Raw genomic sequence first — 21,880 nt, 5'->3', positions numbered from 1 at the left:
GGTTATCCCCCGAACAGGCGTTTCAGGAAACCCTTCTTCTCTTCTTCAATAAAGCGGAAGGGGCGTTCTTCGCCAAGCAGGCGGTCTACGGTATCAGCATAGGCTTTACCGGCATCTGAGGTGGCGTCAAGGATCACGGGTTCACCCTGGTTAGAGGCACGCAGTACTGATTGATCTTCAGGAATTACGCCAACCAGCGGAATTCGCAGGATGTCCAGTACGTCTTCCATACTCAACATATCACCACGGCTCACACGGCCAGGGTTGTAGCGGGTCAGCAGCAGGTGCTCTTTCACTGCTTCCTCGCCATTTTCTGCACGACGAGACTTAGACGCGATAATGCCAAGAATACGGTCGGAGTCACGTACAGAAGAAACTTCCGGGTTAGTGGTGATAATCGCTTCGTCGGCGAAATAGAGCGCCATCAATGCACCGGTTTCGATACCGGCAGGCGAATCACACACCACAAAATCAAAATCCATCGCTGCCAGGTCGTTCAGTACTTTCTCAACGCCTTCACGGGTCAGGGCGTCTTTGTCGCGGGTCTGCGACGCAGGCAGAATGTAGAGCTGCTCGGTGCGCTTATCTTTAATCAGCGCCTGATTCAATGTGGCATCGCCCTGAATCACGTTGACGAAGTCATAAACGACACGACGTTCACAGCCCATGATCAGGTCGAGGTTACGCAGACCGATATCAAAATCGATGACCACGGTTTTTTTGCCTTTCTGCGCGAGTCCAGTGGCGATGGCCGCGCTTGACGTGGTCTTGCCAACGCCCCCTTTACCGGATGTAACTACAATGATGCGTGCCATAAATGTTGATTTCCTTAACGAAAGAAAAGGGGCCTAATTAAGTGTCTGAATGGTAAGCGCGCCCTCTTTGAGGCACAGGCGCGCAGCTTTACCAAAAAATTCTGCCGGAATCTGATCCATGATCCAGTACTCCCCGGCGATGGAGACCAACTCTGCGGCGAGGTTGGTGCAAAAAATCTGGCAGTCGCGGTCCCCGCTGGCTCCTGCCAGCGCGCGGCCGCGCATCATGCCATAAATATGGATGTTGCCATCGGCAACAAGCTCGGCACCGGCACTGACGCTGCTGGTGACAATCAAATCAGTATTGCGCGCATAGATTTGCTGGCCGGAACGTACTGGCGTATTGATGATGCGGGTTTTATTGACGGTTTCAGCCACGACAGGAGCTGCCACGGGTGCAGCCACCGGCGTTTCAGTGCGCTTCTTACGATCGGTCCCTTCAGACAGCACCGGCAAACCGGCACGCGCAATCATCTTTTTCAGCGCATCATCTTTACAACCACTGACGCCAACGATGCGTAAACCTGTCGCGCTCACGGCCTGTTGCATCTGCTTCCAGTTGATGTCGCCGTTCAATGCCGACACATTCAGCACCACGGGCGCATTTTTCAGAAAGCCTGGCGCCTGATCGATTTTGTCCTGCAACGCCTGACGAATCACCTCAGGTTGCGAATGGTGCAGATGAACGACTGACAGGGTAAAACTGCTTCCCTTGAATTCGATTGGCATTTGCGACATCTGTCCTGACTCGTCCTGTTTTCACTACCACCTGATGAATGCCGATAAAATCATCATTAACACCACGTGGTCAATATTCGAAGTTCAGCAAGCATGTTATAGTTACTGCTATATTCAGGCAAGTGACGCCATCAGTTAATTCGAGTAAAAAATATGTTTTGTGTGATCTACAGAAGCCCGCAGCGCGACCAAACTTATCTTTATGTTGAAAAAAAAGACGATTTTTCCCGCGTGCCGGAAGAATTGCTACGCGGCTTCGGCAAACCTCAGCTTGCAATGGTGCTGTCGCTGGAAAAACGCGGCAAACTGGCTAATGCGGATATCAATAAAGTAAAGCAGGCGTTGAGCGATCAGGGCTATTATTTACAATTGCCACCCCCACCGGAAAGTCTGCTGAACATACATCTTCAGCAGGGAAAAAAAGATTAATTCGGATTCATCTGTAAATATATCCAGATTTAATCATCGGCGGAGATCGTTTTATTTATTTGCCTGCGCTAAACCCATTATTGCAGGCAATAAAGCGAGTTCGATTAACGTCTTTTGACAATTTCCGCACAGCCCACAGTCGCAAACCAGCTTAATATATTGACCCTCAGCCGCCGCGTTCCGGCACTGAAGCAAACACAACGCGCCAGTCGGACTGGCGTCACACTCAAACTAAAGCAGGGGAATAGCATGTATCAGCATCGTAACTGGCAGGGCGCTTTGTTGGATTACCCGGTCAGTAAAGTGGTCTGTGTTGGCAGCAATTATGCTAAGCACATTAAGGAGATGGGCAGCGCAACGCCCACTGAGCCGGTGGTGTTTATCAAACCAGAAACTGCGCTGTGTGATTTGCGTCAGCCACTGTCCATTCCGGGTAACTTCGGTGAAGTGCATCACGAAGTTGAACTGGCGGTATTGATTGGCGCTACGTTGAAGCAGGCGAATGAAGAGCATGTAGCAAAAGCCATCGCCGGGTATGGCGTGGCGCTGGATTTGACGTTGCGTGACGTGCAGGCAGGGCTGAAGAAAGCGGGCCAACCGTGGGAGAAATCCAAAGGTTTTGATAATTCCTGCCCGCTGTCTGGTTTTATCCCGGCGGCTGAATTTAGTGGCGACCCACAAAATATTGAGCTGAAGCTGGTGGTGAATGGCGAAGTGCGTCAGCATGGCACAACCTCGGATATGATCCACAAAATCCTGCCGTTGATTGCTTATATGAGCCAGTATTTCACGCTGCGCGCGGGCGATGTGGTGCTCACCGGTACCCCGGAAGGGGTGGGGCCGATGCGTTCTGGTGACAAACTGGAAATCTCGCTGGCCGGTCACGGTATTACCACGCGCGTGCTGTAAAACTTGCATCACCGCACCTGAACCTTTATAAGGTGCGGTCTTTATGCTAACTCGGACCGCCATCATGACAGACTTACCTTTCTGGCAGACAAAACGCCTGGACCAAATGGACGACGCGGAGTGGGAATCGCTGTGCGACGGCTGTGGTCAGTGCTGCCTGAATAAATTGCAGGATGCGGATACCGATGAAATCTATTTTACCAACGTTGCCTGCAATCAGCTCAACATCAAAACCTGTCAGTGTCGCAACTACGAGCGGCGGTTTGAGTATGAAGAAGATTGCATCAAGCTGACGCGTGAGAATCTCACCACCTTCAACTGGTTGCCGCGTACCTGCGCCTATCGTCTGCTGGGTGAAGGTAAGACGTTGCCGGGCTGGCATCCTTTGGTGGCGGGATCAAAGAAAGCAATGCATGCGCAGCGCATCTCGGTGCGTTATATCGCGGTGCGCGAAAGCGAAGTGCAGGATTGGGAAGACCATATTATCGATCGACCGGATCGCAACGGATAAAAAACAGGCAGCGGAAGCTGCCTGTTTTATTTTGCTCAACGGCCAAACAGATCGCGGCGTTTCGCTTTGAAGGGCTGAGCAATCAGGACCAGCAGACCGACCACCAGATAAGCCGCGAAAATGGCGATCATCCACTGCGGCATGCTCCAGCCAAGGAAACTCCAGTCAATGGCGGCGCAGTCACCACGGGCAACAAAAACTGCCGGTAGCCATTTATCCAGTGGCAGCCAGGTCGGGAAGCGCGCAGCGAAATCACAGGTAACAAACGGGTTCGGATGCAGCTGGATCATCGTATGTTCGTAGGAGAGTCTTACCCCCTGAATCGCACTGTACAGCCAGATGACAATCGCCACCCAGCGCAACGGGGTTTTCGGCGCAATAGCTCCGACAATACCCGCACCCATCACGCCAAACAGCGCACAACGCTCATAAATACACATCACACAGGGTTGTAATCCCATGACGTGTTGAAAAAAGAGCGCGGTCAGTTCGAGTGCCAGTGCCGTCAGTGCCAACAATAACCAGGCTCCGCGTCCGCGCGAACATTGGTTCAAATATCGCAACATATTGCCTTTCCTGTAGCCATTAATGTTTCGCAGTGTAAACCAAAAGCGTGACCATGCCAGCCCGGACGCAGGAAAAAATCATGTATAAAAATGACTTATCCTGATCCAGGCCAAAAAACCTCAGAGTTGTGTGGCGCTAATCCAATTGTGCTGCATCATATAATCTGTCAGTGGCACCAGCCACTCAGTAATGCAGTAAAAACCAACCAGAGAAAGTACCACGGTGAACGGCAGCGCCATCCACACCATACGACCATAAGAGAGGCGGATGAGCGGGGCCAGTGCAGAGGTCAGCAGAAACAAAAATGCAGCCTGGCCGTTGGGAGTTGCAACGGAAGGCAGGTTGGTACCCGTATTGGTCGCAACTGCCAGTAGCTCAAATTGTCGAAGGTCAATGGCTCCGCTCTGCAAGGCATGTTTGGCTTCATTGATGTAAACCGAACCAACAAAAACATTATCCGAAATGGACGATAGCACGCCATTAAAGACGTAGAACCAGCGTAATTGTGACTCCGGGTCAGCCAGTAACACAAAGTGAATTAATGGCTGGAACAGCTGTTGTTCAATGATGACGGCAACGATGGCAAAGAACACGGCCAATAAGGCGGTAAACGGCAGGGCTTCGGTAAAAGCCTGCCCTAAAGTGTGCTCATCGGTAATCCCACAGAGTGATGTGGCCAAAATAATCACCGACAGTCCAATCAAGCCAACCTCAGCGAGGTGAAAGGCGAGAGCAATGATTAACCACACCCCGATCAATGCCTGTACCAAAAGCTTCAGCGACTCCTGACGCGTACGCTGTACTCGGGCTTTCTTATCGCTCTCAAGCAGGATTGCGCGTACCCCGTCAGGCAGTGTTTCGCCATAGCCAAAGAGACGGAAATGCTCAACCAACAGGCTGGTGACAATACCGCACAGTAGTACGGGTACTGTGACGGGTGCCATCCGTAAGAAGAAATCGGTGAAGTTCCACCCTGCTGCGTGAGCAATAATCAGGTTCTGCGGTTCACCGACCATCGTCATCACGCCCCCGAGTGCGGTACCCACACCGGCTTGCATCATCAGACTACGCAGAAATGCGCGGAATTTTTCTAATGTTTCACGCTGAATAACTTCTTCATGTTCGGGCAGATTGGCAGAAGCCACGCGATGATAGATATCGTAAAATCCCACCGCTACGCTAATCACCACCGCCAGCACAGTGAGTGCATCGAGAAAAGCGGAGAGGAAAGCCGCTGCCAAACAAAATGTCAGACCTAACAGTGCCTTGCTGCGTACTGACAATAGAATACGCGTAAATACAAACAGCAACAGCTGCTTCATAAAGAAGATACCTGCCACCATAAAAATCAGCAGTAGCAATACCTCAATATTGCCAGCCAGTTCCGCTTTAACCTGTTCTGCACTGGCCATACCAATCATGATGGCTTCAATAGCCAACAGGCCTCCCGGTAATAACGGATGACATTTCAATGCCATACCCAGGGTAAAGATGAACTCTGCCACCAATAGCCAGCCAGCTAAAAACGGGCTAACAAAAAAGAATACCAGTGGGTTAATGACCAGAAAAATGATGATTGCGAGCTTATACCAATCGGGCGACTGCCCAAGAAAATTGCGCCGAAATGCCTGCGCGTAAGTGAGTTCCATTGGCTCTCCCTGAAGTCATGCCATGTTATAAAATTTTGCCAAGGGTAATGCGCTCAACCGCTATACGCAAATGTTGATAATGGGTTCATTGGTTAATGCAGAATTTTGCGACAGCGCGCGCTTTTAATCCGTTGCCAGGCTATATCCGCTATAGCCCCTCTGGTATGATGAGTCTAATTACGACAAAGAAAGCAACGAGAAATAAATGCTATGGTGATTAAGGCGCAAAGCCCTGCAGGATTTGCTGAAGAGTATATTATTGAAAGCATCTGGAACAGTCGTTTTCCGCCGGGGTCGATTCTGCCTGCTGAACGTGAGCTTTCTGAACTGATTGGGGTGACCCGTACCACGCTGCGTGAAGTTTTACAGCGTCTGGCACGTGATGGCTGGTTGACTATTCAGCACGGTAAACCCACGCGTGTGAATGATTTTTGGGAAACATCAGGCTTAAACATTCTCGAAACGCTGGCAAGGCTCGATCATGACAGCGTACCGCAGCTGATTGATAATTTGCTGTCGGTGCGTACCAATATCGCTTCGATCTTTATCAGCCGTGCATTGCGCCATCATCCTGACAAAGCGCGCGATGTGTTGGAAACCGCGCTGAGTTCTGACGATCAGGCCGAAGCTTACACCGAGTTGGACTATCGTGTGTTCCGTGGTCTGGCTTTCGCCTCCGGTAACCCGATCTACGGTCTGATTCTCAATGGCCTGAAAGGTCTTTACACCCGCGTAGGTCGCCACTATTTCTCCAATCCGGAAGCACGTCAGTCGGCGCGCAATTTCTATCAGCAACTGGCTGATCTTTGTGGGGTTAAACCGACACAGGAACAGATTGTGGATTGTGTGCGTGAATACGGACGTCGTAGCGGTGAAATCTGGCACGGCATGCAGAAAAGTATGCCGGACGATTTGGGAAGTAAGCGTTAATTAAACGCAGCCTTAGCACAATAAAAAACCGCCATCAAAATGATGGCGGTTTTTTTGTCGTCATTACAGCGCCGGACCCCGTGCCGGGCTGCGATCCAGCAGCTCTACGCTGCCATCTTCATTTTGCTGCTCAAGAATGACATCAAAGCCCCACAGGCGGTGCACGTGCTTCAGTACCTCGCGGCGGCTCTTATCCAGTGGCGAACGTTGCTGTGGTACGTAACGCAGCGTCAGCGAGCGATCACCGCGCAGATCAACGTTGTAAACCTGGATGTTAGGTTCCAGATTACTCAGATTGTACTGCGCAGACAGTTGCTGGCGGATTGCTCGATAACCCGCTTCATCATGAATCGCAGCAATCTCCAGATAATTGTTGCGGTCGTCATCCAACACGGTGAACAGGCGGAAATCGCGCATCACTTTGGGGGACAGGAACTGGCTGATAAAGCTTTCATCCTTGAATTCCCGCATGGCAAAGTGCAGCGTCTTCAGCCAGTCGGAACCGGCGATATCCGGGAACCAGTAACGATCTTCCTCCGTCGGTGACTGACAAATCCGTTTGATGTCCTGGAACATCGCAAAACCGAGCGCATACGGGTTGATGCCGTTATACCACGGGCTGTTGTAGGGTGGCTGGAACACCACGTTGGTATGGCTGTGCAGAAACTCCATCATAAAGCGTTCCGACACTTTCCCCTCGTCATACATATGGTTGAGGATGGTGTAATGCCAGAAAGTTGCCCAGCCTTCATTCATCACCTGGGTTTGCTTTTGTGGGTAGAAATACTGGCTAACTTTACGCACGATGCGCAGCATCTCACGCTGCCACGGTTCCAGCAACGGCGCATTCTTCTCCATAAAATAGAGTAAATTTTCCTGCGGTTCAGAAGGATAACGAGCGGCCTCAACCTGCACCGACTCTTTCTCTTTACGCGGCAGGGTACGCCACAGCGTATTAACCTGGCTTTGCAGATACTCTTCACGGCTTTTTTGCCGTGCTTTCTCTTCCTGTAAGGAGATTTTTTGCGGGCGTTTATAACGATCCACGCCGTAATTCATCAGGGCATGGCACGAGTCCAGTAAGCGTTCGACCTCTTCGACACCATAACGCTCTTCGCAGTCAGAGATGTAATTACGCGCAAACAGCAGATAATCGACAATCGAACTGGCATCGGTCCAGCTGCGGAACAGATAATTATTTTTGAAGAACGAGTTGTGACCATAACAGGCGTGCGCCATCACCAGCGCCTGCATCGTCATGGTGTTCTCTTCCATCAGATAGGCGATACAAGGATTGGAGTTAATCACGATCTCATAAGCCAGGCCTTGCTGCCCGTGCTTATAACGTTGCTCGGTCTCAATGAATTTCTTACCGAAGGACCAGTGGGCATAGTTGATCGGCATACCCACGCTGGAGTAAGCGTCCATCATCTGCTCGGAGGTGATGACTTCAATTTGGTGCGGATAAGTATCCAGCCCATAGAGTTTGGCTACGCGGTCAATTTCTGCCAGATAGACATCAAGTAACTCAAATGTCCAGTCAGGCCCGTCACTGAGTCGTTTACTGTTCCTGGTTGGCTCGTCAAAGATTGTCGTCATAGCGCACCTCTGTTTTCAGAGTGGCAGGCAACGGAATATCACCTGTCACGAACGTTTAAGGCTTCATCCTGAGAAAGACAGCCCAAAAAACTGAGCGAACACATCAATGATAGTCCACTGTCGCTTATCCGAAACCGGAACTCAAACGAATTCTTTTGGCACAAAATCATTCAAAAAATCCACGCGAATGATTTCATAACTTCAAATGTGGTTAATTGTTCACTTTGCAGCATAAAGTGCTGATTATAAGAGCAATATATGACTGCGGCGCTTTCTCCTGAAAAAAGTGAAAATGACTGATTCCTGCATCATAAATTGCTGATTTATGACTTTTCAGCATAAAAAATCCTGATTTTGTCGTGAGGACATGATTTTAGTTACCAGGAAGGTAAAAAACATGTGAAATGACACTGTCAGATGTGAGGTGATGTCCGCTGTCTGGTTATGCTGTGCCAGGCTTAATATGTGGTTAATTATGCTTTTGTGATGGTGGCGAGGCTCTTATGCGCGTAGTGATTCTGGGAAGTGGTGTGGTCGGCGTCGCAAGCGCCTGGTATCTGGCTCAGGCCGGACATGAGGTGACTGTCATTGATCGTCAGCCCGGGGCGGCGCTGGAAACCAGTGCAGGCAATGCCGGACAGATTTCTCCCGGCTATGCGGCTCCCTGGGCGGCTCCGGGCGTGCCACTCAAAGCGGTTAAATGGATGTTCCAGCGTCATGCGCCATTGGCGATCCGCCTCGATGGCAGCCGTTTCCAACTGGAATGGATGTGGAACATGCTGCGCAACTGCGATATGCGCCATTATCAGGAAAATAAAAGCCGGATGGTGCGGATTGCGGAATACAGCCGCGACTGCCTTAAAGCCTTACGTGAATCAACCGGCATTGCTTACGAAGGCCGTCAGGGCGGCACGTTGCAACTGTTCCGCACTCGTCAGCAATTCGAAAGTGCCAGCAAAGATATTGCCGTGCTGAAAGAGGCGGGGGTGCCTTACCAGCTACTGGAGTCCCACGAACTGGCAAGTGTCGAACCGGCGCTGGCGGCGACGGCCCATAAACTGACCGGCGGTTTACGCCTGCCAAACGATGAAACTGGCGATTGCCAGTTGTTTACACAGCGCCTGGCGGCACTGGCCGCAGCCGCAGGCGTCACCTTCCGCTTCGATACCCCGGTGGATCACCTGCTACGTGAAGGTAACCGTATCTACGGTGTGAAGTACGGCGATGAGGTGATCAAAGCCGATGCTTATGTGGTGGCGTTTGGTTCTTACTCGACCGCGCTGCTGAAAGATATCGTCACCATTCCGGTCTATCCGTTGAAAGGCTATTCGCTGACCATTCCGATTAAAAATGCGGATGCCGCCCCGGTATCCACCATTCTGGATGAAACTTATAAAGTTGCCGTCACGCGCTTTGACGATCGTATCCGCGTGGGCGGTATGGCGGAAATTGTTGGTTTTAACACCAAACTGTTGCCGGCACGGCGTGAAACGCTGGAGATGGTGGTCAGCGATCTCTATCCTGAAGGCGGTTATATTGAACAGGCTACGTTCTGGAGCGGCTTGCGTCCAATGACGCCGGACGGTACACCGATTGTCGGACGTACACCGATCTCAAATCTCTATCTTAATACCGGACATGGTACGCTGGGATGGACGATGGCCTGTGGTTCCGGCCAGTTGCTGGCCGATCTGATTTCCGGGCAGAAGCCGGCCATCGCCTCTGACGATTTGTCAGTGCTGCGTTATTTACCGGGTTTTGAGCCAAACACGTCGCCGTTGCGTAACGCTGACGCAGCGCGTTGAGCATTCAGGGAGAGCAAGAGCATGTCACGTCCGATTGTCGCCACCATTAATCAACAGGCGCTGCGACATAATCTCGCCGTCGTTCGTCAGGCGGCACCCACATCACGCGTCTGGTCCGTGGTGAAGGCTAACGCTTATGGTCACGGTATCCGCCGTGTCTGGCAAAGCCTGGCTGAGACCGACGGGTTCGCGCTACTGAACATGGAAGAAGCCATCCTGCTGCGCGAGCAGGGGTGGAAAAAACCGATTTTGCTGCTGGAAGGTTTCTTCCGTGCGGAAGATCTGCAACTGATTGATCGTTATCGCCTGACGACCAGCGTGCACAGCAACTGGCAGATCCAGGCGCTGGCACAGGCGCAACTCGCTGCGCCGATCGATATTTACGTGAAAGTGAACAGTGGCATGAATCGCCTCGGTTTCCGCCCTGAGCAGGTGAATGCCGCCTGGCAGGCGCTGCGGGCGTTGCCAAATGTCGGCGAGATGACGTTGATGGCGCACTTCGCCGATGCAGAGAATCCGCAGGGAATCATCGAGCCGATGAAACGCATTGAACGGGCAGCGGAGGGGCTGAACTGCCCACGCTCGTTGTCGAACTCGGCGGCTACCCTGTGGCATCCGGAAGCGCATTTCGACTGGGTTCGCCCGGGGATTGTGTTGTATGGTGCTTCGCCGAGTGGCAACTGGCAGGATATTGCCAGCACCGGACTCCAACCAGTGATGACGCTGACCAGTGAAATCATCGGTGTTCAACAATTACAGGCTGGTGATGGGGTAGGTTATGGCTATCGCTATCATGCATCCGCTGCACAACGCATTGGTGTGGTGGCCTGTGGCTATGCCGATGGCTATCCGCGCCACGCACCAACGGGGACGCCGGTGAGCGTGGACGGGGTCCTGACGCGTACCGTAGGGGCGATCTCGATGGATATGATTATGATCGATCTCGAACCTTGTCCGCAGGCGGGGATTGGTTCGAAAGTTGAATTGTGGGGCGGACAAGTGAAAATCGATGACGTGGCAAAAGCGGCCGGAACGGTGGGCTACGAGTTGATGTGCGCCCTGGCACCACGCGTTCCGGTGGAAATCATTTAACTGCGGTTAGTGAACCGTGCATACGTTTACTGCAGCGCCAGGCAATAAGCGCCAGCGCTGCACCCGCCAGCATCATCAGCGCCAGCGCGGATTTCTCCGCCAGTGGGAACGCCACCACCAACAGACTGCCGCCTGCACCGCACGCCATCTGAATAAATCCCTGTAATGCAGCGGCGACACCTGCCTGCTGCTGATACGGTTCCAGCGCATAGCTGGTGGCCGGACCGACGGTAAACGCCAAACCGGCGACGGAGATGGCGACAGGGATCATGTACAACGACCAATGTGTTTGCCAGGTCGCAGGCAGCAGCGTCATGCCTGCGGTGAGTAGCAGCGCACCGACCAGCATCGCGACAAAGCCCATCGCCAGACAGAACGGACGTCCGGCTTTACGAATGGTTTTATTCACAAAGGCACTCACCAGCATGATCCAGAATCCATTGGCACCAAAGGCGAATGAAAACTGGAGCGGCGTTAAGCCACCCTCGGTCATCAGCACATGGGGTGCCAGCGATACATAAGTCAGCACCATGCCGAGTGCCCCAGCGTTAGCAAAGGCGAAGGCAAGAAAACGGGGTTCACGGGCGATGGCGAGATACTGTGCCAATGGCAATCCGGCAACACGCAGCGTATTGGCAGGGCGGGTTTCTGGCAGCCACCGCAGCACGATCGCCGTAATCACCATGGCGTAGGCACTCAGGAACCAGAAGGGGGCACGCCAGCCCCAGGCATCGGCCAACAGGCCACCCAGCAAGGGTGCCAGTGCGGGAACGATATTGAGTGCGCCATTGAGGAAGCCGTACGCGCGAGCCGCAGCCTCACCGCTCAGTCGGTCGCGTACGCCGCTGAAGGCCACCACGGCCGTACAACACACTGCACAGCCCTGAATTAAGCGTGCCAGGACAAACATCGGCCAGACGGTGGCGGTGGCTGCCACGGCGCTACCGATGATGTAGAGAGCCAGCCCAATCAACGCAATGGGTTTTCGGCCAAAGTTATCAACCAACGGCCCGGTGATCAGTTGGCCGATTCCCATCACCAGTAAGAACAGTGGGATGGTGGTCTGGATCAGACTCACCGGGCTGTTTAGCCCTTCGGCAATTTGCGGTAACGTTGGCAGATAGAGATCAATGCCGAGCGGTGCCAGCAGCACCAGGCTTAAAAGCAGCAGGGTAAATTTTTGCATCACAAACCAGAAACATCCTGTTAATCGAGCGGGAAGGGTAATGATTAAGACGGGAAAAGGAAAGGATTAAAAAAGGCGATGTCTGCCAGACTGCAACAGACATCGCGTCGAGGGTATCAATAGGCGCCGTCGCGACGCAGAACCACCCCAGCGGTCTTAAACAGAATGGCGATGTCTGTCCACAGCGCCCAGTTCTTCACATACCAGGAGTCAAAGTAGACGCGGGTATCGTAGTCGATATCGTTACGTCCACTCACCTGCCACAATCCGGTCATCCCCGGTTTCGCCATCAGGTAGTAATCCACATCACCGGCGTAACGCTCCAGTTCGGCTTCAATCACCGGACGTGGACCCACCAGACTCATTTCACCGCGGATCACGTTCCACAGCTGCGGCAGTTCATCGAGGCTGGTTTTACGCAGGAATCCGCCAATTTTGGTGATGCGTGGGTCGTTTTTCAGTTTGAAGTCCCGATCCCACTCGGCACGTGCTTCTTCACTGGTCGCCAGTAAGTTTTGCAGCACTTCCTGTGAATTCGTTACCATTGAGCGGAATTTCAGGCAGTGAAACTTCTTGCCTTCAAAACCCACGCGCTCGTGACCATAGATAGCGTTGCCGCCATCGCGTTTCACCATCCAGCACAGCAGAGCAAACACCGGTGCGAGGAACAGCAGCAACAATGACGCGACGATAATGTCGAAGCTGCGTTTGAGGAAACGCGAAGAACGTTTTGCCAGATTATTGCTGACGCGCAGGATCATCACTTCATGACTGAAGATAAACGACATATCCGTGCCATACAGCGGTACACCGCGCAGTGTCGGGATGACGGAAACCGAACGGCATTGCATTTTTGAGAGGAACTTCAGCCATTTATCACGCACCACCTGCTGTTCGAACTCGGTGGCGACGATAAATTGGGTGTTATCACGATCCATGGTTTGCCAGTTAATATCTTCCCAGGTAATGACTGGCACGCCATTGACATGTTCCGGGCGCTTGTCGTCTTCGAGGGCGATAAACGCCTGCACGTTATAACCAAGAATCTCTTCACTTTGCAGGGCTGCATAGGCTTCGAGGGCGTTTTTCCCTGAACCGATAATGATGGTCTCTTTTTGCCATTGACCGGCGCGATTAATGGCGCGTTTTACCCCGGCACGCATCAGCGGCAGCAGTATCAGGGCATAGCTCCAGCTGAACAGCCAGACCATGCGTGAGAAGTCCCACTTTGAGAAGGCTATCAGCGCCAGGTCGAGTAAGGAGAAAACAAACAGGGTTTTGACGATTTCTTTCAGTTCGAACCAGAACGGCTTGCGATAGGTGTAATGACGGAGGCGCACCCAAAACCATAAAGTGCAAAGCAGTGAAAGACCGAGCTGAGCCACGAAGCGGTATTCAATTTGCTGCGGTGGAATAAAGGTGTCCAGTTCTCCCCAAATTCCCTGGATGGTGGCGGCGGATAAAAAAAGTGCCAGATTCAGTGCAATTAAATCAGAAATGCTTAGGGCTATTTTCGCAATAATATTTTTTCGCAAGCCGCTCCATGAGCGGGCTGCATTGTTTATTACCAATGTACTTGCCATAAAACCTGCTCTCTTTTCTTAAGTAAAAGATGGCCTGACCAGAATCAAGTACGCGCTCAGGTGTGGACCGCTGAAAAAAGAAAGGGCGTGATTTCAGCGAGATATAAATCAGCGTTGCCATAAGCGCTGCACGATAAGGACCGTTTGTGACGTGATTGTCGTCACAAAATTCTGCAGCAACGTTTATGAGTATGCAGGAGATATTTGATGGCGTTAATATGGACATAGTCTGAAAAGAAAAGAATTGCCTGCGAAAAAAGAGCTGTAACGATCTGAATAGAAAGGATAAAATCAAAAAAATATCGGGTATACCGCTTCATTTTAAGACTGCTTTTAGGAATTACCGCCATATGGAGCGCATGGCGGTGATAAATTAACTCAGGCAGGTTTCTTTAATACCCAGCGGTCTTGCTGCTTGTCATAGTGTCCGATCTCCAAATCGACGGGCTTTCCATCAATCCACGCCGGTACACTGGTCTCATGATCCCAGCCATCGAGCTGATAACTCAGGCCGGGATTTGTCAGGCAGGGGATGCTGACGGTGTCGAGCTTTTCTGCGTTCAGTTCCGCATCGATGATCTCGTAACGACCAATCTTAACCACATGTCCCATCGTATTCTCCCGTTTGAGCAGGGTGGAATAGTGATCATAGTCGCTCCTGCGCGCTTTACGAATCGAATATGCTCGGATTATTCCTTCTCTTCCGCCGGGCGCACACCAATTTTCAGGATATGGTTGTCCTCTTTCTCCGCCACCGTCCAGGTGAGCTGGTTCCATTCAACCTGGTCTCCGACCACCGGCGTACTGCCCAGCAATGACATCACCAGTTGGCCTAATGATTGCTGATCGTTGGTGTCTTCATCCAGATCCAGCCCGTAAATTTGTGCCACATCGCGTAAGCGGGCATCGGCATCCAGAATAAAGTCACCAAAGAAACGCTGGTCGAGCGCTACCGGTGGAGACTGACTGAACATTTTGCCGAGGGCAGGGAGATCGCGTTCGCGACCAATCACACATAACACGTCGCCCTCCTTCAGGCGCGTGCTGCCATTGGGATGCATTAAGACGTTGTCACGGAATAGTGCAGCGATACGCGTTTCGCGCGGCATCTGCAAATCGCGCAGGGCGGCACCAATACACCATTTATCGGCGCTAAGTTGATAGACGAATTGCTCCCACGGGTTCTCAGGATGAATATCCAGACCGACCCGGCTGATGGGTGAGGCGGTCGGTGGCACCACCACTTTGGCTTTGCGCGCCGCAAAACCGAGGGATGTGCCCTGGAGCATCAGCGAGACCAGCACCACGAAGAAGGCAATGTTGAAGTAGAGCGAGGAGTTCTCCAGCCCCGCCATCATCGGGAATACCGCCAGGATGATTGGCACGGCACCTCGTAGTCCAACCCAGCTGATAAAAATACGTTCGCGTCCGGTAAAGCCTTTAAACGGCAGCAGGCCAACCAGAATGGACAGAGGGCGTGCCACCAGAATCAGCCACAGTGACAGCAGCATCGCCGGAATGGCGATATGCCACAAATCTGACGGTGTCACCAGCAGACCCAGCACGATAAACATGCCAATCTGGCTCAGCCATGCCATGCCATCGAAGGTTTGCAGGATGCCATGACGGTTGCGAATTGGACTGTTACCTAACAGGAAGCCGCATAAATACACCGCCAGAATCCCGCTGCCTTCCATCACCGTAGTCAGGGCAAACACGATAATACCACCGCTCAGCGCCAGCAACGGATAAAGCCCCTGCGCGAGGTTGATGCGGTTAATTAACTGCTGCAAAGCCCAGCCGCCACCCAGACCCAGCACAATTCCCAGACCGAACTGCTGCACCAGGTGCACGATAAACATCCAGCTCAGGCCAGTTTGTCCCTGCTGGATCATGTCGATCAGGGTGATGGTCAGAAACACCGCCATCGGGTCGTTGCTGCCGGATTCGATTTCCAGCGTCGCGCTGACACGTTCGTTCAATCCTTTATCGCCGAGCAGGGAGAACACCGCCGCAGCATCGGTGGAACCGATAATGGCACCAATCAGAAAACCCTGCATCAAATCGAGATGGAACAGCCAGGCTGCGGCCAGCCCGGTCAATCCGGCAGTGATCATCACCCCAACAGTCGCCAGCGATAACGCCGGGCCGAGCGCAACTTTGAATGAACTGGCTTTGGTGCGCATGCCACCATCAAGCAGGATGATCGCCAGCGCCAGGTTAGAAACAAGGTAGGCCACCGGATAGTTATCAAAAGCGATACCGCCGATACCATCAACCCCCGTCAGCATCCCCAGCGCGAGGAAGATCACCAGAATCGGTATGCCAAGGCGCGATGAGAAGGAGCTAAGCAGAATACTTGCTGCGACCAGCACTGAACCAATAATGAACAAACTGTAAACCATGCTGGCATTCAACGGCTTTCTCCTGCGGCGGGTGGCAATCAAGATGACGTGCGTAGGTTTCACGCGGACAAGGACAAAAGATAATGCCTTATCAATAGCTTGTCAGCGGAAAATGACATATTTTTTAATATCGGCAGGTGTTGAGGCATCTGTAGTTAAATTTGCCAGCAAAATCTGCATGGTGTAGAGGGATTTAGGGGGGCGCAGAGAGTAAAAAGCCGGTCAGTGACCGGCTGTTTTTATCAGGATTCTGCCACTTGCTTGTGGAAAAGCTCCCTAAATACCGGATAAATATCTTCCGGCTCGCGGATGTGCTGAATAGCGAAGTTATCAAACATGACCTGTAAATGCTCATACTCACGCCATAAGGTCTGATGCGCGCGACGCGTTATCTCGATATAGCTGTAATAGCGCACCACGGGTAAGAGATTTTTCGCCAGAATCTCATGGCACAGCGGGGAATCGTCCGCCCAGTTATCACCATCCGATGCCTGTGCAGCATAAATGTTCCACTGTGACGGGTCATAACGCTCTTTCACCACTTCATCCATCAGCTTCAGGGCGCTGGAAACGATGGTGCCCCCGGTTTCCTGTGAGTAGAAGAACTCCTGTTCATCCACTTCTTTCGCCTGGGTGTGGTGGCGGATATAGACCACATCGACGTTTTTATACGTTCGGCTCAGGAACAGGTAGAGCAAAATATAAAAACGTTTCGCCATATCTTTGGTGGCCTGGTCCATTGACCCTGAAACGTCCATCAGGCAGAACATCACCGCCTGGCTTGACGGTTCAGGACGTTTCTCAAAATTTTTGTAACGCAGGTCGAAGGTATCGATAAACGGCACGCGTTCAATACGTGCGCGCAGTTCGGCGATCTCCTTACGCAACCGTTCCTCTTCCAGCAACTGCGCTGGCTCGGATTTCTCCACCTCGCTAAGCGTCGTTTCCAGTTCATGCAGCATACGGCGTTTGCCGGCCGTCATGGCGGTACGACGTGCCAGTGAGTTTTGCAGTGAGCGCACCACGCTGATGTTGGCAGGCACCCCGTTAGAGGTGAAGCCAGCGCGATGGGTTTTGTATTCATTCAGTTGACGATGCTGATTCTTCCGCAGGTTAGGCAGCGCAAGGTCTTCAAACAGCAGATCAAGGTATTCATCTTTCGAAATCTGGAAGACGAACTCGTCCTGGCCTTCACCATCCTGACTGGCATTGCCCTGGCCGCCACCACCGCCTCCGCCGCCACCTTGGGGGCGTTCGACGCGGTCGTTCTGCACAAAGTGATCGTTACCGGGATGGACGCGATGACGACTGCCGCCGCGGCCCTGATGGAAAATCGGTTCGTTGATGTCTTCAATCGGAATGGAGACGGACTCGCCGCTTTCCACGTCGGTAACCGAACGCTTATTAATGGCCTCGGAGATCGACTGCTTGATTTGCGACTTGTAACGGCGCAGAAAGCGCTGCCGATTGACCGCGCTTTTATTCTTGCCGTTCAGACGCCGATCGATGAAATAGGCCATAAAATTCCCCCAAACTACAGTGCAAGCCAGGTCGGGGCTTGCCCGACCTTCCTCTTCCGGCGTCGTAACGCCGTTTAGCTTACAAACCTAATTATGACGATTTACGCACACGGAGATACCATTCGCACAGCAGGCGTACCTGTTTGCGGGTATAACCTTTCTCCATCATGCGGTCGACAAAATCATCGTGTTTTTTCTGTTCGTCCGTTGAGGTTTTAGTGTTGAACGAAATCACCGGCAGCAACTCTTCGGTATTCGAGAACATTTTCTTCTCGATAACCGTGCGCAGTTTTTCGTAGCTGGTCCAGTTCGGATTGCGTCCACTGTTATGCGCACGGGCGCGCAGTACAAAGTTGACAATCTCGTTACGGAAATCTTTCGGGTTACTGATCCCGGCAGGTTTCTCGATTTTCTCCAGCTCAGCGTTCAGCGATTCGCGATCAAACAGTTGTCCGGTATCTGGATCTCGGTATTCCTGATCCTGAATCCAGAAGTCGGCGTAGGTGACATAGCGATCAAAAATGTTCTGACCGTATTCGGAGTAGGACTCCAGATAGGCGGTCTGAATTTCTTTGCCGATAAATTCGGCATATTTCGGAATCAGGTAGCCTTTCAGATGCTCCAGATATTTCTCCGCCTGCTCCTGCGGGAACTGCTCACGTTCAATCTGCTGTTCCAGCACATAGAACAGGTGAACCGGGTTGGCGGCCACTTCCGCATGGTCGAAGTTGAACACGCGCGACAGAATTTTAAAGGCAAAGCGGGTTGAGAGACCGTTCATCCCTTCATCCACGCCAGCGTAGTCGTGATACTCCTGCCAGGATTTGGCTTTAGGATCGGTATCTTTCAACGTTTCGCCATCATAGACGCGCATTTTCGAGTAGATACTGGAGTTTTCCGGCTCTTTCAAACGCGACAAAATGGAGAAACGGGCCAGGGTTTCCAGTGTACCTGGTGCGCATGGCGCGGTTGCCAGTTCACTGTGGTTAAGCAGTTTCTCGTAGATTTTGATCTCTTCGGAAACCCGCAGGCAGTAAGGCACTTTGACGATGTAAACACGGTCAAGAAACGCCTCGTTGTTTTTGTTGTTACGGAAGGTGACCCACTCTGATTCGTTGGAGTGCGCCAGAATGATGCCGTTAAACGGCAGCGCCGAAATACCCTCGGTACCGTTGTAGTTACCTTCCTGCGTGGCGGTCAGCAGAGGATGCAGCACTTTAATCGGTGCTTTAAACATCTCCACGAATTCCATGATGCCCTGGTTAGCGCGGCACAAGGCGCCGGAGTAGCCATAGGCATCGGGATCGTTCTGCGCGTGGTTTTCCAGTTTGCGGATATCCACTTTCCCGACCAGTGCGGAGATATCCTGGTTGTTTTCGTCACCCGGTTCAGTTTTGGCAATCGCCAACTGTTCGAGGATTGACGGCCATACTTTAACCACTTTGAAGCGGGTAATATCGCCGCCGAAATCGTGCAGGCGCTTCGCCGCCCACGGCGACATAATGGTGCCGAGGTAACGACGTGGTACGCCATACTCTTTTTCGAGAATGTTCGCGTCTTCCTGTGGGTTAAACAGGCAAAGCGGATGGTCATTGACCGGGCTACGCTCGCCATCTGCGCTCAACACGTAAATCGGTACGCGCTGCATCAACGATTTAAGGCGTTCAGCCAGGGATGATTTACCGCCACCTACCGGACCCAGAAGATAAAGAATCTGTTTCTTCTCCTCCAACCCTTGCGCAGCATGTTTCAGGTAAGAAACGATTTGTTCAATCGCTTCTTCCATGCCATAGAACTCTTCAAACGCAGGGTAGCGTCCAATGACGCGATTCGAGAATATTCTGGAAAGGCGTGGCTCCTGAGCAGTATCAACCATCACCGGCTCACCAATGGCCATCAATAGTCGCTCTGCAGCGTTGGCGTATGCACTGCGATCCTGCTTACAAATTGCGAGGAATTCCTGCAGTGTGAACTCTTCGTCCTTGGCAGCTTCATAACGCTGACGATAGTGATCGAATATATTCATAGCGATGCCCGTCCTTTCGTTTTTAGCACAGGTAAAGGAGCGTAATTAAGATGCTCTTGCAGCTCCCGGAAGATATTCTCTATTGAGTACAGCAACCCTTATGCCAACCTGACGATTTTTTATCGGGATACACAATTCTTATGGTCACTCTGCTCGTACAAAAAGTCTCGTCTTACTTTTAACTGTAGAAGGCATTTAAGAAATTTCCTCCGTTTCTTCTCCTTATTTAGCGATATATCAATAACAAAGTCTCATAAGGCTTAAGTGTCTAACCTCTTAAATCGCAGCGGTCTTGATGGTTTCAGACAATTCTGCTGCGGTGAACAACAACCCTCATTAAAAGTTAAACCATGTGGAGAAATTGGTTAGACTCTGCGTGTGATTGTTATATTTATGGACTGAATAAATTGTGAACCATTTCAAACTTAAAGCGCTTGCTCTGCTCTCACCCTGCTATTTTGCGGCTTTCAGCACGTATGCCGATCCCTTATCTCTCGGGGCATCGGTTATTTACGCCGAATCCCCCTACCGCGGAGGGCAGGACCGTTATATACCGGTGCCGGTGATAAATTATGAAGGAGATAATTTCTGGTTCCACAGCCTGCAGGCCGGTTACTACTTGTGGAAGGATCCGCAGGACCAACTGTCATTAACGGTTCTCGGTTCGCCGCAGCAGTATGACCCGAAAGACAATGATCTGAGCGATATGAAGCGGCTGGACAAGCGTCGCATGACGTTGATGGCGGGTGCCAGCTATCGTCATATCTCACAATGGGGCATCTTACGCACCGCGCTGTTAGGGGATGTCCTCAACAACAGCAACGGTGTGATGTGGGATTTGACCTGGTTATATCGTTTCGATTTTGGTGCGTTCAGCCTGACACCGGGCATCGGTGCCTTGTGGAACAGCGCCAACCAAAACCGCTACTACTATGGCGTCTCATCACAGGAAAGCGCCCGCACTGGCATTGCGCGTTATCAGCCGGATGACAGCTGGTCGCCCTACCTGGAAATGAACGCCAGCTACCAGATTAGCCAGAGCTGGAACGCCACGGTGTCCGGCCGTTACACCCAATTTGGCAGCGATATCAAAGACAGTCCAATGGTGAATAAGAGCGGACAAGTCACGCTCTGGACAGGTATCAGTTACAGCTTCTGATTGGTTACGATGAAATGCCCTTGAGTGGGGCATTTTTATTGTTTTGCACCAATGTGGCGCACCATTATGGTTCATTTGGAGGTTCTATGACGAAGACAGTTCAGTTCAAAGGAGAATCGCCCCTTCCGGCGATTGGCCAGGGAACCTGGTACATGGGGGAAAATCCGGCAACACACCAGCAGGAAGTCGCCGCGTTGCAGGCGGGCCTCGACCTGGGGCTTAAACTGATTGATACCGCAGAAATGTATGCCGAAGGGGGGGCCGAAATTGTGGTAGGCGAGGCGCTAAAAGGGCGACGCGATCAGGCCTGGCTGGTATCGAAGGTCTATCCGTGGAATGCGGGTGAAGTCGATGCGATCGACGCCTGCGAGCGTAGCCTGCGCCGTTTACAGACGGATTATCTGGATCTTTATCTGTTGCACTGGCGCGGCAATATCCCGTTGGAAGAAACCATTCGTGCCATGGAAACGTTGCAACAACAGGGCAAGATTCGCCGCTGGGGAGTCTCAAACTTTGACACTGAGGATATGCAGGAACTGTGGGGAGAGCCGGGTGGGGAAGCTTGCGTGACCAATCAGGTACTTTATCATCTGGCGTCCCGTGGTATTGAGTATGATTTACTGCCTGAATGCCAGCTGCGGGATGTACCAATAATGGCGTATTGCCCGCTGGCCCAGGCCGGACGCCTGCGTCAGGCGCTGTTCAGTGACCCGCGCGTGCAGCAGATTGCACAACAGCAGGGCATTAGCGTAGCGCAACTGTTACTGGCATGGGTAATCCGCAAAGAAGGGGTGATCGCTATCCCGAAAGCCAGCAGTGTGGCCCATGTGCAGGAAAATGCGGCAGCGCTTAACCTGGTATTGAGTGGCGAACAGCTGGCGATCTTAAATCAGGCATTCCCACCGCCGCAGGATAAACTGCCGCTGGATGTGGTTTAGCGGCGCAGGTGCGCCGCTC

The 21,880-nt window shown here is 52.1% G+C and carries 19 protein-coding genes; 8 read left to right on the top strand and 11 right to left on the bottom strand.

Annotated elements, in window-relative coordinates:
• Positions 1-2: 2 nt before the first annotated feature.
• Both minD and minC read right to left on the bottom strand, forming a co-directional pair.
• Complete coding sequence (minD, locus tag AC6I8W_RS11965) at positions 3-815, bottom strand: septum site-determining protein MinD (protein ID WP_013509388.1); 813 nt, start codon at positions 813-815, stop codon at positions 3-5.
• A gap of 33 nt (positions 816-848) precedes the next feature.
• Positions 849-1,553 (bottom strand): septum site-determining protein MinC, encoded by a 705-nt coding sequence (gene minC, locus AC6I8W_RS11960; protein ID WP_497835187.1) that lies wholly within the window; start codon positions 1,551-1,553, stop codon positions 849-851.
• Between the two features lie 153 nt (positions 1,554-1,706).
• On the opposite strand from minC, the gene AC6I8W_RS11955 reads away from it, so the two are divergent.
• From AC6I8W_RS11955 to ycgN, 3 genes are all read left to right on the top strand, one after another.
• Positions 1,707-1,982, top strand: coding sequence for a YcgL domain-containing protein (locus AC6I8W_RS11955; RefSeq protein ID WP_021183021.1), 276 nt, complete (start codon positions 1,707-1,709; stop codon positions 1,980-1,982).
• Between the two features lie 249 nt (positions 1,983-2,231).
• Positions 2,232-2,891: a fumarylacetoacetate hydrolase family protein gene (locus AC6I8W_RS11950; protein ID WP_497835186.1), complete on the top strand. Its 660-nt coding sequence runs from the start codon at positions 2,232-2,234 to the stop codon at positions 2,889-2,891.
• 64 nt (positions 2,892-2,955) lie between these two features.
• Complete coding sequence (gene ycgN / locus AC6I8W_RS11945; protein WP_497838176.1) at positions 2,956-3,402, top strand: cysteine cluster protein YcgN; 447 nt, start codon at positions 2,956-2,958, stop codon at positions 3,400-3,402.
• Between the two features lie 35 nt (positions 3,403-3,437).
• Here the strand turns inward: ycgN and dsbB are convergent, their stop codons facing one another.
• On the bottom strand, positions 3,438-3,968 hold the full coding sequence (gene dsbB, locus AC6I8W_RS11940) for a disulfide bond formation protein DsbB (RefSeq protein ID WP_497835185.1): 531 nt from the start codon (positions 3,966-3,968) through the stop codon (positions 3,438-3,440).
• Positions 3,969-4,088: 120 nt separating this feature from the next.
• Positions 4,089-5,618, bottom strand: a complete 1,530-nt coding sequence (nhaB, locus tag AC6I8W_RS11935) for a sodium/proton antiporter NhaB (RefSeq protein WP_497835184.1) — start codon at positions 5,616-5,618, stop codon at positions 4,089-4,091.
• A gap of 210 nt (positions 5,619-5,828) precedes the next feature.
• On the opposite strand from nhaB, the gene fadR reads away from it, so the two are divergent.
• Entirely contained in the window at positions 5,829-6,548 is a 720-nt protein-coding gene (gene fadR / locus AC6I8W_RS11930; protein ID WP_497835183.1) for a fatty acid metabolism transcriptional regulator FadR, read from the top strand.
• A 63-nt stretch (positions 6,549-6,611) separates the two neighbouring features.
• On the opposite strand, the gene AC6I8W_RS11925 is transcribed toward fadR, so the two are convergent.
• Positions 6,612-8,147 carry a SpoVR family protein gene (locus AC6I8W_RS11925; protein ID WP_497835182.1) on the bottom strand — a complete coding sequence of 512 codons (1,536 nt, stop codon included), beginning with the start codon at positions 8,145-8,147 and terminating at the stop codon, positions 6,612-6,614.
• 503 nt (positions 8,148-8,650) lie between these two features.
• Between AC6I8W_RS11925 and AC6I8W_RS11920 the strand changes: the two genes are divergently transcribed.
• Positions 8,651-9,952, top strand: coding sequence for a D-amino acid dehydrogenase (locus AC6I8W_RS11920; RefSeq protein ID WP_497835181.1), 1,302 nt, complete (start codon positions 8,651-8,653; stop codon positions 9,950-9,952).
• Positions 9,953-9,973: 21 nt separating this feature from the next.
• The gene (gene dadX, locus AC6I8W_RS11915; RefSeq protein WP_497835180.1) at positions 9,974-11,044 is read left to right on the top strand and encodes a catabolic alanine racemase DadX; all 1,071 of its coding nucleotides are present in this window, start codon (positions 9,974-9,976) and stop codon (positions 11,042-11,044) included.
• Here the strand turns inward: dadX and AC6I8W_RS11910 are convergent.
• The 6 genes from AC6I8W_RS11910 to yeaG all read right to left on the bottom strand — a co-directional run bounded on the left by AC6I8W_RS11910 (position 11,037) and on the right by yeaG (position 19,764).
• Positions 11,037-12,230 carry a multidrug effflux MFS transporter gene (locus AC6I8W_RS11910; RefSeq protein ID WP_497838175.1) on the bottom strand — a complete coding sequence of 398 codons (1,194 nt, stop codon included), beginning with the start codon at positions 12,228-12,230 and terminating at the stop codon, positions 11,037-11,039. The genes dadX and AC6I8W_RS11910 overlap by 8 nt on opposite strands.
• A gap of 116 nt (positions 12,231-12,346) precedes the next feature.
• A complete protein-coding gene (gene wbaP / locus AC6I8W_RS11905; protein ID WP_497835179.1) occupies positions 12,347-13,813 on the bottom strand; it encodes an undecaprenyl-phosphate galactose phosphotransferase WbaP in 1,467 nt (488 codons plus the stop codon).
• A 378-nt stretch (positions 13,814-14,191) separates the two neighbouring features.
• On the bottom strand, positions 14,192-14,425 hold the full coding sequence (locus tag AC6I8W_RS11900; protein WP_497835178.1) for a DUF1480 family protein: 234 nt from the start codon (positions 14,423-14,425) through the stop codon (positions 14,192-14,194).
• A 77-nt stretch (positions 14,426-14,502) separates the two neighbouring features.
• A complete protein-coding gene (locus AC6I8W_RS11895) occupies positions 14,503-16,230 on the bottom strand; it encodes a potassium/proton antiporter (protein ID WP_497835177.1) in 1,728 nt (575 codons plus the stop codon).
• A 230-nt stretch (positions 16,231-16,460) separates the two neighbouring features.
• Positions 16,461-17,738 carry a YeaH/YhbH family protein gene (locus tag AC6I8W_RS11890; protein WP_497835176.1) on the bottom strand — a complete coding sequence of 426 codons (1,278 nt, stop codon included), beginning with the start codon at positions 17,736-17,738 and terminating at the stop codon, positions 16,461-16,463.
• Positions 17,739-17,829: 91 nt separating this feature from the next.
• On the bottom strand, positions 17,830-19,764 hold the full coding sequence (gene yeaG, locus AC6I8W_RS11885) for a protein kinase YeaG (RefSeq protein ID WP_013509371.1): 1,935 nt from the start codon (positions 19,762-19,764) through the stop codon (positions 17,830-17,832).
• Positions 19,765-20,173: 409 nt separating this feature from the next.
• Between yeaG and AC6I8W_RS11880 the strand changes: the two genes are divergently transcribed.
• Positions 20,174-20,923 carry a MipA/OmpV family protein gene (locus AC6I8W_RS11880; RefSeq protein WP_497835175.1) on the top strand — a complete coding sequence of 250 codons (750 nt, stop codon included), beginning with the start codon at positions 20,174-20,176 and terminating at the stop codon, positions 20,921-20,923.
• 86 nt (positions 20,924-21,009) lie between these two features.
• Positions 21,010-21,861 carry an aldo/keto reductase gene (locus AC6I8W_RS11875; protein WP_497835174.1) on the top strand — a complete coding sequence of 284 codons (852 nt, stop codon included), beginning with the start codon at positions 21,010-21,012 and terminating at the stop codon, positions 21,859-21,861.
• Positions 21,862-21,880: the final 19 nt, after the last annotated feature.

It is taken from the genome of Pantoea sp. X-Soil-TKNS-1211, assembly GCF_059730495.1.
This window is presented reverse-complemented; position numbering and strand designations above follow the sequence as displayed.

Bases quoted from the DNA above. Each gene is read 5' to 3' on its own strand.
- minD (WP_013509388.1), bottom strand. From the start codon at position 815: ATGGCACGCATCATTGTAGTTACATCCGGTAAAGGGGGCGTTGGCAAG.
- minC (WP_497835187.1), bottom strand. From the start codon at position 1,553: ATGTCGCAAATGCCAATCGAATTCAAGGGAAGCAGTTTTACCCTGTCA.
- AC6I8W_RS11955 (WP_021183021.1), top strand. From the start codon at position 1,707: ATGTTTTGTGTGATCTACAGAAGCCCGCAGCGCGACCAAACTTATCTT.
- AC6I8W_RS11950 (WP_497835186.1), top strand. From the start codon at position 2,232: ATGTATCAGCATCGTAACTGGCAGGGCGCTTTGTTGGATTACCCGGTC.
- ycgN (WP_497838176.1), top strand. From the start codon at position 2,956: ATGACAGACTTACCTTTCTGGCAGACAAAACGCCTGGACCAAATGGAC.
- dsbB (WP_497835185.1), bottom strand. From the start codon at position 3,968: ATGTTGCGATATTTGAACCAATGTTCGCGCGGACGCGGAGCCTGGTTA.
- nhaB (WP_497835184.1), bottom strand. From the start codon at position 5,618: ATGGAACTCACTTACGCGCAGGCATTTCGGCGCAATTTTCTTGGGCAG.
- fadR (WP_497835183.1), top strand. From the start codon at position 5,829: ATGGTGATTAAGGCGCAAAGCCCTGCAGGATTTGCTGAAGAGTATATT.
- AC6I8W_RS11925 (WP_497835182.1), bottom strand. From the start codon at position 8,147: ATGACGACAATCTTTGACGAGCCAACCAGGAACAGTAAACGACTCAGT.
- AC6I8W_RS11920 (WP_497835181.1), top strand. From the start codon at position 8,651: ATGCGCGTAGTGATTCTGGGAAGTGGTGTGGTCGGCGTCGCAAGCGCC.
- dadX (WP_497835180.1), top strand. From the start codon at position 9,974: ATGTCACGTCCGATTGTCGCCACCATTAATCAACAGGCGCTGCGACAT.
- AC6I8W_RS11910 (WP_497838175.1), bottom strand. From the start codon at position 12,230: ATGCAAAAATTTACCCTGCTGCTTTTAAGCCTGGTGCTGCTGGCACCG.
- wbaP (WP_497835179.1), bottom strand. From the start codon at position 13,813: ATGGCAAGTACATTGGTAATAAACAATGCAGCCCGCTCATGGAGCGGC.
- AC6I8W_RS11900 (WP_497835178.1), bottom strand. From the start codon at position 14,425: ATGGGACATGTGGTTAAGATTGGTCGTTACGAGATCATCGATGCGGAA.
- AC6I8W_RS11890 (WP_497835176.1), bottom strand. From the start codon at position 17,738: ATGGCCTATTTCATCGATCGGCGTCTGAACGGCAAGAATAAAAGCGCG.
- yeaG (WP_013509371.1), bottom strand. From the start codon at position 19,764: ATGAATATATTCGATCACTATCGTCAGCGTTATGAAGCTGCCAAGGAC.
- AC6I8W_RS11875 (WP_497835174.1), top strand. From the start codon at position 21,010: ATGACGAAGACAGTTCAGTTCAAAGGAGAATCGCCCCTTCCGGCGATT.